The organism is Flavobacterium sp., from assembly GCF_049318325.1.
Lineage (GTDB): Bacteria > Bacteroidota > Bacteroidia > Flavobacteriales > Flavobacteriaceae > Flavobacterium.
On record NZ_JBMOGQ010000111.1, the window covers coordinates 1 to 7,754 of the forward strand.

General features: G+C 30.9%; 6 protein-coding genes. All 6 read left to right on the forward strand.

The annotated features are described in order from the left end of the window. Nucleotides 1-1,677: DNA sulfur modification protein DndD (locus ACOYLP_RS09560; RefSeq protein ID WP_422855945.1), on the forward strand; the 1,677-nt coding region annotated here is incomplete at its 5' end. Beyond that, the gene (locus ACOYLP_RS09565; RefSeq protein ID WP_422855946.1) at nucleotides 1,667-3,241 is read left to right on the forward strand and encodes a DndE family protein; all 1,575 of its coding nucleotides are present in this window, start codon (nucleotides 1,667-1,669) and stop codon (nucleotides 3,239-3,241) included. The genes ACOYLP_RS09560 and ACOYLP_RS09565, both read left to right, overlap by 11 nt. Nucleotides 3,242-3,243: 2 nt before the next feature. Then, complete coding sequence (locus ACOYLP_RS09570; protein WP_422855947.1) at nucleotides 3,244-3,816, forward strand: hypothetical protein; 573 nt, start codon at nucleotides 3,244-3,246, stop codon at nucleotides 3,814-3,816. Next, nucleotides 3,816-5,054, forward strand: a complete 1,239-nt coding sequence (locus ACOYLP_RS09575) for a DGQHR domain-containing protein (RefSeq protein WP_422855948.1) — start codon at nucleotides 3,816-3,818, stop codon at nucleotides 5,052-5,054. Before ACOYLP_RS09570 ends, ACOYLP_RS09575 begins: the two co-directional genes overlap by 1 nt. Before the next feature lie 50 nt (nucleotides 5,055-5,104). Beyond that, nucleotides 5,105-6,376, forward strand: coding sequence for a DUF2130 domain-containing protein (locus ACOYLP_RS09580; protein WP_422855949.1), 1,272 nt, complete (start codon nucleotides 5,105-5,107; stop codon nucleotides 6,374-6,376). 168 nt (nucleotides 6,377-6,544) lie between these two features. Then, nucleotides 6,545-7,399: a phosphorothioated DNA-binding restriction endonuclease gene (locus ACOYLP_RS09585; RefSeq protein ID WP_422855950.1), complete on the forward strand. Its 855-nt coding sequence runs from the start codon at nucleotides 6,545-6,547 to the stop codon at nucleotides 7,397-7,399. The last annotated feature ends 355 nt before the right edge of the window (nucleotides 7,400-7,754 follow it).

Below are 7,754 nucleotides of genomic sequence, written 5' to 3' on the forward strand. Positions count from 1 at the left end.
GGCAAACAAGATGGCGAAGAAATTTTCATTCGTGATTTTATTCTTCCAATCGAAATTGCTAAGTTTTTCTTTTTTGATGCTGAAAAAATAGTTTCACTTGCAGAAATTAATTCTCCAGAACAAAGGCGCCTTTTAAGTAAAGCTTACACAGAGGTTTTGGGAATTAAAAAGTATGAAGACTTGAAAGATCAACTTGAATCAATTCAAGATGAGTACAGAAAGAAATCTGCAAAACCACAAGAAAAGTCTGAATTAAGCCAAATTATTGCAGACATTGACAAAACTCAAATTGAAATTGAAGAAATTGAAAAATCAATTCAAAAAATCAATGATGAAAAATTAGAAAAGGTTAACGCCTCTAATGATATTCAACGAAAATTGATTCAAGAAGGAAATCAAATGACTCTTGAACAATTAAATAAACTAAAAGAAGAAGAAAGCAGCTTAAATAATAAACTTTCGTTACTTCAACATGACTTGAAAGAACTTTTCGATTTGATTCCCTTTGGTTTAGCGGGTGAAACATTGATGGAAGTTTCAACTCAATTAACTAACGAGAAAAATTACAGAACAAACAAGTTTATTCAAGAAGATGTTGGAGAAAAAACCAACAAAATACTTGATGACATTGAGCAAGAGAAAAAATTGTTTCCTACTGCAATTCCTACGGAAATTAGAAATTTTTACGAGAACCAAATTAAAAACTTAGTAAGAAAACACTTTTTTGCGGATGCTCCAGAATTGCCTTCTAATTTTGAAGCATTACACGATTTTTCAGATGCCGAAGCCAATGAATTAAATGGTTTAGTAAATAACTTAAAGCATACTTTTAAGGTGGCTTTTGCACATTTGAATGATGAATATTCTCGCTCAAAAAATCAATTAGATTCAATCCGAAGAAAAATTAGAGATGCAGAAAAAGATGCAGAAGATGAATATATATCTAATTTGAGAAGCGAAAAAGAGCGTTTGGACTTACGTGTAATGTCTATAGAAAAAGACATTTACGATTACAAAGAAAAAGTTGGAGGATTAAAGAATGAAATTAAAACATTAAAACAACGTCAAGAAGAATTAAGAAAGAAAATTGATGATTCTAGAAAGTACAGTACAAAAGAAGAAAAAGCACAAGAAGTAATTGACCGTTTAAAAGGTTTTATTAAATCATTTAAAGAGGAAAAGAAAAAATCACTTGAATCCAATATCTTGAAAGAATTGAACATTTTGATGCACAAAAAAGGCTTCATAAAAAAAGTTGTGGTTGACATCAACCAATCAGGTGATGATGTAGACATTAATTTATTCGATTCACGAAATGAAAAGATTGATAAAGGTTCGCTTTCAATGGGTGAACGACAAATGTATGCTTCTGCCCTTTTAAAAGCATTGGTTGATGAATCGGATATTGAATTCCCAGTATTCATTGATTCACCAATGCAGAAATTCGACCGTGACCACGCTGAAAACGTGATAAAAGAATTTTATCCCAATGTTTCAAAACAAGTGGTGCTTTTCCCTTTGATTCATAAAGAATTGACTGAAAGCGAATTCAACTTATTGAAACCAAAAATAAGTAAGGCATATTTGATTCATAATTTTAGTTTGGATGCTTCAAAATTTGTTGAATCTGTTCCAGACCAATTAATAAAAACTTACAACGAGCTTTATGCAGATTAATATAAGAACTTCAGAAGCCAATCAAGAAATTGTTAGAAAACTAACAAACAAACTTCCTGCTGGGACTAAAGAAAACGTAATTGCAAGAATTGCTTTGGGTTACTCATTACAGAATGGTAGAAAGTTCAGTAATTCAGAGTTCAATTTGTACGATTCTAAGGGCAAAGAATACAAAGAGCATACTATTTTTGATGCCAAATACCGAGATTTTTTTGTTGCTTTAATTTCACAGCATTACGGCATCTATAAAATGCACGAAAACATCCCTAAATATGTAAAGCTACATATCGACCACGGAATTGAGTTGATGGATAACTTGTTTAACAACAATAACAATTATACGTTTTTTGATTTCTTGATTGAGCATTTAGACAAAGGAATTTCAATGCTTGATACGGTTACAGTAAGTTTAGATGCTGTAAAAAACAACAGCCAAAACATTGAAAAAACATTCTTTAAAGAACCAATTAAAATCAATGTCGGTAAAAATACCTCAACGAATGAAGATATTTTACTTGGCTTCAATGACACCAATGTTTACAACAACTGTCATATTGCCGTTGCCGGTAGTTCAGGAACAGGAAAAACGCAATTTGCTTTAGAATTGCTTAATCAAATAAGTAATGAATCCAATCATCATGTGAGTTTTATTTATCTTGATTTTAAAGGCTTAAAAGATGATGATTTAAAATACTTTCAACCATTCTTTGATAAAACGAAAGCATCATTCATTGATGCCCCAAATACGCCATTTCCAATAAATCCACTTTCGTTTATTGATAGCATTAATGAAGTGAACAAGCAAATGGGAGTGGACAAATTTGTGGACATCATTTGCAAATATTCGAATATTGGTATCAAACAAAGAGGAACATTGCGAGAAGCAACTTTAGAAGCCTTTTTGAGCAAAAAGCCTGGAGAATATCCAAGTTTCCCCGAAATCTATGAAAACCTTTTAGAAATTGTCGGAGACAAAAGAGATACATTGACTGAAATTATTGACGAATTAAGTCGTTACAACATTTTCAAAGACCCAAAAAAGGGAGCGACTTTTTTAAATCAAAACATATATCTGTCTTTATCAGGCGATTTATCAAATTCTGTGCGTTTCACTTCATTGTTTTTGATTATCAATTACATCTACAACACGTTTATGAATATGGATAGCACACCAACCGAAAACGGTTATAGAGGTATGCGATACATATTGTTGATTGATGAAGCACACGTAATCTTCAAAGAGAAAAAATATCAAGATATACTCGAAAAAATCCTCCGTGAAATTCGTTCAAAAGGCGTTTCTGTAATAATGCTTTCACAAGGAATTGACGAGTTTAATCAATCCAATTTTGACTTTTCAAGTATGTGCGAAATGTCATTTTTGTTGGACATTAAAGATAAAACAAACACAAAAGCTATTAATAAATTCCTTGGTCTTAGCGACAAAGATGGAATAAAAGCAGCTAGAAGCCTTGAAAAAATTCAAAAAGGTCAAGCCATTTCCAACATTAAGGAATTTACAAAAGGCGAGTTGTTTGAATTGAAACAATTTTATGCGAGTTAAATATGGAAAAGGTTGAAAAAATAGAAGTATCAGAATTAAAGCTTATTATTCAATTTTTGAAACATAGATTTAATTATCCACAAAAATCAGTTGCTTTCGTTCTTTATTTTATAACTATAATTTTTTTGGTTGGTTTAACGTCAAGTTTTGTTGGCTTATTTGATACGCTCGACTTTTCAAAAAAAATTGATGTAAACCAGGTTTCATTGTCAATTATTGGTTACAGTATCGTATTGTTAAGCTCATCAGCTATTGAATTTATTTTTATCAGTTTTAAAGATGATGAAGTGAAATATTCTGAATTGAAAAATGCAATTACAATGATTGGAGTAGCATCAATAATTTTCGGCATAATTTTGTCCTTAACTGCATATTACATTAATATACCGTATCTCAAATTAACTATAAGCTTACTAATGCTGATTTTTGTTTGGTTTATGTGGTGGGTTTCAAATTCAAGGACTTTATATGTATTAAACAACAATAATTTGCCTCCCTCAAAAGAAAAAATAACAGGGGGCAATCCTAACGAAATACGATTGTCAGGAGAAATACCAACTAATATAAAATCCTAATGAATTACCCTAAGGAATATTTTGCAATAAAAGTTTTTCAACCTTTTGGTGTTTTTTTCATTTTTAAAATGACAGCAAAAGAACTTTTGGAAGTTTCCTTTAGTGATGCTCTAAGATATGATGAAGACAAAAATCTAAAAGGAAGTCAGAGATTTCTAGATGAAAAAAAAAGAGTAAAAGAAATTACAGAATATATAAACGGTCAAGACACTGCTTTTCCAAATTCAATAATAATTTCGGCCAATTATAACCAAGAAGGGTATATAGAAGAAAATGAGGAAATTAGATGGCAATTAAATAAAATTGAAGATGACCTTTTTAAAATAAAAATTCCAACAAACAACAAATTGGCAGCTATAATTGATGGCCAACACAGGGTTAATGGATTTAGACTTGCGAGTGAAAACCGTTTAAATGAAACAGAATTATTAGTTGCTGTTTATTTTGATTTACAAACAGCATATCAAGCCTACCTATTTGCCACTATTAATTATAATCAGAAGCCAGTAAATAAAAGCCTAGCATTGGAGCAATTTGGCTATCTAACCGAATTAACACCATCACACAGTTGGTCTCCCGAACTATTAAGTGTTTACCTAACAAAGAAACTTAATATTGAATCGGATTCACCATTTTTCAATCACATTAAAGTTGCTCCACAAAATGATCAGTTTTTGTTGACAATCAATCAAAAAGAATTGGATTGGATTATATCAACTGCCACAGTTGTTGATGGCTTCTTAAGACTAATAACAACTAATCCGAAAAGAGATGCTGACAGCCTAAGAAAGTTAGAGGAGAAAAGCAGGAAAAGGATTTTTTTAATAGAGGATTCTAGTCCATTAAGAGACTTTTATCTTGAAAACAACGATTTAATAATCTATAAAATTGTTTATAATTTTTTTGTAGCTCTTAAAAATGAAATATTTGACAAAATTGATAAGCCAAATTCATTTATAAGAAAAACAATTGGAATACAAGCTTTATTTAGTGTTTTGAAAGAAATTTTAACAAGACGATTTAACATTGATAAAAATATCTCAGTGGCTTATTTTTCTGAAATAGTAAATAAATTTAATGATATAGATTTTTCGGACAATTTCTTCACGGCATCAGGTATTGGAAAATCAAGAATCCAAAATATCATTTTAATCAGATTAGGTTTCAAAAATTTAGATGATATAAGAAAGAACGAAGAAAAACCTGACTATATAAGGTTGGCAAATATTAAATCGTAAAGGTGTTGAGCATTGCCAAAAGATATTTTTTATAATAAAAGTCAAGAATTATGAACGCAATAATTTGCCCTCATTGTAAAAAAGCATTCAAGGTAGATGAAGCAGGATATGCCGATATTTTAAAGCAAGTTCGTGACCACCAATTTGAAGAAGAAATAACTTCAAGACTAGCACTAGCTGAAAAGGAGAAAGAGAACGCAATAAAATTAGCGGAAGCGATTATTAAAAACGCTTTACAAGAAAAATTGGCAGAAAAAGATAGGCAACTAACTGAATTAAAAGCGAAGAACGATACAGAATTGGCTCAGAAAATCGCTCAAAAAGAATCAGAGATTGCAGATATGAAATCTAAAATTCAAAATGCTGAAATCGAGAAGAAATTAGCACTAAAAGAAGCTGTTCAAGAAATTGAAAAAGAGCGAGAGCAGCTAAAAAACGACTTAAAAACAAAAGAACTCGAAAAACAAAACATAGAAAATTCCCTCAAACAACAATTCACTACTGAATTGCAAAACAAGGATGCCATTATTAAATACAAGGATGATGAAATTGCTCGTGTGAAGGATATGAAGCAAAAACTATCCACTAAAATGCTTGGAGAAACTCTTGAGCAACATTGTGAGATAGAGTTCAATAAGCTTAGACCAACAGCATTTCAAAATGCCTATTTTGAAAAGGATAATGATGCTAGTGGTGGTACAAAAGGAGACTACATTTACAGAGAAACAGACGGACAGGGTAATGAAATCATTTCAATTATGTTTGAAATGAAAAACGAGAATGACGGCACAGCGACCAAAAAGAAAAATGAAGATTTTTTTGCCAAACTAGCTAAAGACAGAAAAGATAAAAATTGCGAATATGCTGTATTAGTGTCATTATTGGAATCTGAAAACGAGTTTTACAACAATGGAATTGTTGATGTTTCATACAAGTATGATAAAATGTATGTCATTCGTCCTCAGTTTTTCATACCTATAATCACACTCCTGAGAAATGCCTCAATGAACTCATTAAAATACAAGCAAGAACTTAATCTAATGAGAAATCAAAATATAGATATTACCAATTTTGAGGAAAAAATAAATACGTTCAAAGAAGGGTTTGCCAGAAATTATGAATTAGCAAGTAAAAAATTTAAAACCGCTATAGACGAAATAGATAAGACAATGACACATCTGCAAAAAACAAAGGATGCATTACTATCTTCTGACAACAATTTAAGACTTGCAAATCAAAAAGCAGAAGACTTAACTATAAAAAGATTAACTCACGGAAATCCAACAATGAAAGCTAAATTTGACGACTTAGATAAAGAATAGTATGAAGCAACCAATGTAATTGACACATCAGAAGTCCGCACAAGTGCCATAGGACGCAAACTTCGCCACGTTCAGGAATTGCCAGCAGCCGAAACGCAATTGATTTTGGATAATGACACATGTAGCAATATTGTTGATGAAATTTAGAATATATTTTTGCTGCTAGTTATGGATGAATTTTTACAAGAAATACAAAAAATTAAAGTAAATCGCATTGGTCAGGTAGTGTCATTGCATAAACCTTTATTACTATTATTAACTATCGGTAAAGTTTATAATGGGCATAAAAATCTATTTCTTTTTGATGAAATTGAAAAAGAATTAGCAAGATTGATAAGTAAATATGGTTTAAAAAATACATCCCGAATCAATCCTCAATATCCGTTCATTTATCTAGCTTCAAATTCAAGTATATGGATTTGTTCCAAAAACAAAAATGAGCTTATTCATCCAGATGCAGCGAGTTATAAAGAATTATCGGGTTCACTTGGTTTATTTACCGTTGATTTCTATAATTATTTATTAAAACCTGAAAATTTAATTAGTACCATTCAGTTGTTATTAAATCAATATTGGCCTGAAGCGTATCATGCTGAATTATTAAATGATATTGGTATTTTTAATCCTAGAGTAGCACAAAAAAAAGACCGTAGTCGTAATTTTGTTGAACATGTACTCGATGCCTATGAACGCAAATGTGCAATCTGCTATCAATCTATTAGACTTGGTGATGCTTTAATAGGAATAGATGCTTGCCATATTAAACCAATACAACATTTCGGTGATGACAATGTAAATAATGGTATTGCTCTATGTAAAATCCATCATTGGGCTTTGGACAGAGGCGCCATTTCAATTTCGCAAGAAATGAGTTTGCTTATATCAAAGAAATTAAACGGAAATAAGTTACACGAATATTTTACTAGTTTTGAAAATAATGATTTATTTATCCCAAGAGATACATCATTGGGATTAAATAAATCAAATTTAGAATACCACACAAAATATATTTTTATAAAATAACTATTCTACTGAATCAGAAATATTAAAAAGCCATTGAACGGAGATTCCTAACAACATCTTAAACTGAATCAATCACAGTATCCATTTCTTTTTTTGTGTTGAATTTTCCAACAGCAAAACGGATAGAACTAAATGCTGCAACTTCATCTAACCCCATTGCAGTGTAATACTCCCCGAAATTTGGACCAGAGGTTTAGTTAAAAAAGAATCTAATTTTACTAAACGATATGAAAAAACAGACCCGTCGAAAATTTTCGCCTGAATTCAAGGCGAAGGTGGCCATAGAGGCCATAAAGGAACTGAGATGGTCTAGTTCCTCAAACAATATTCAATCTAAATTAAGTTAGTTTGCTGA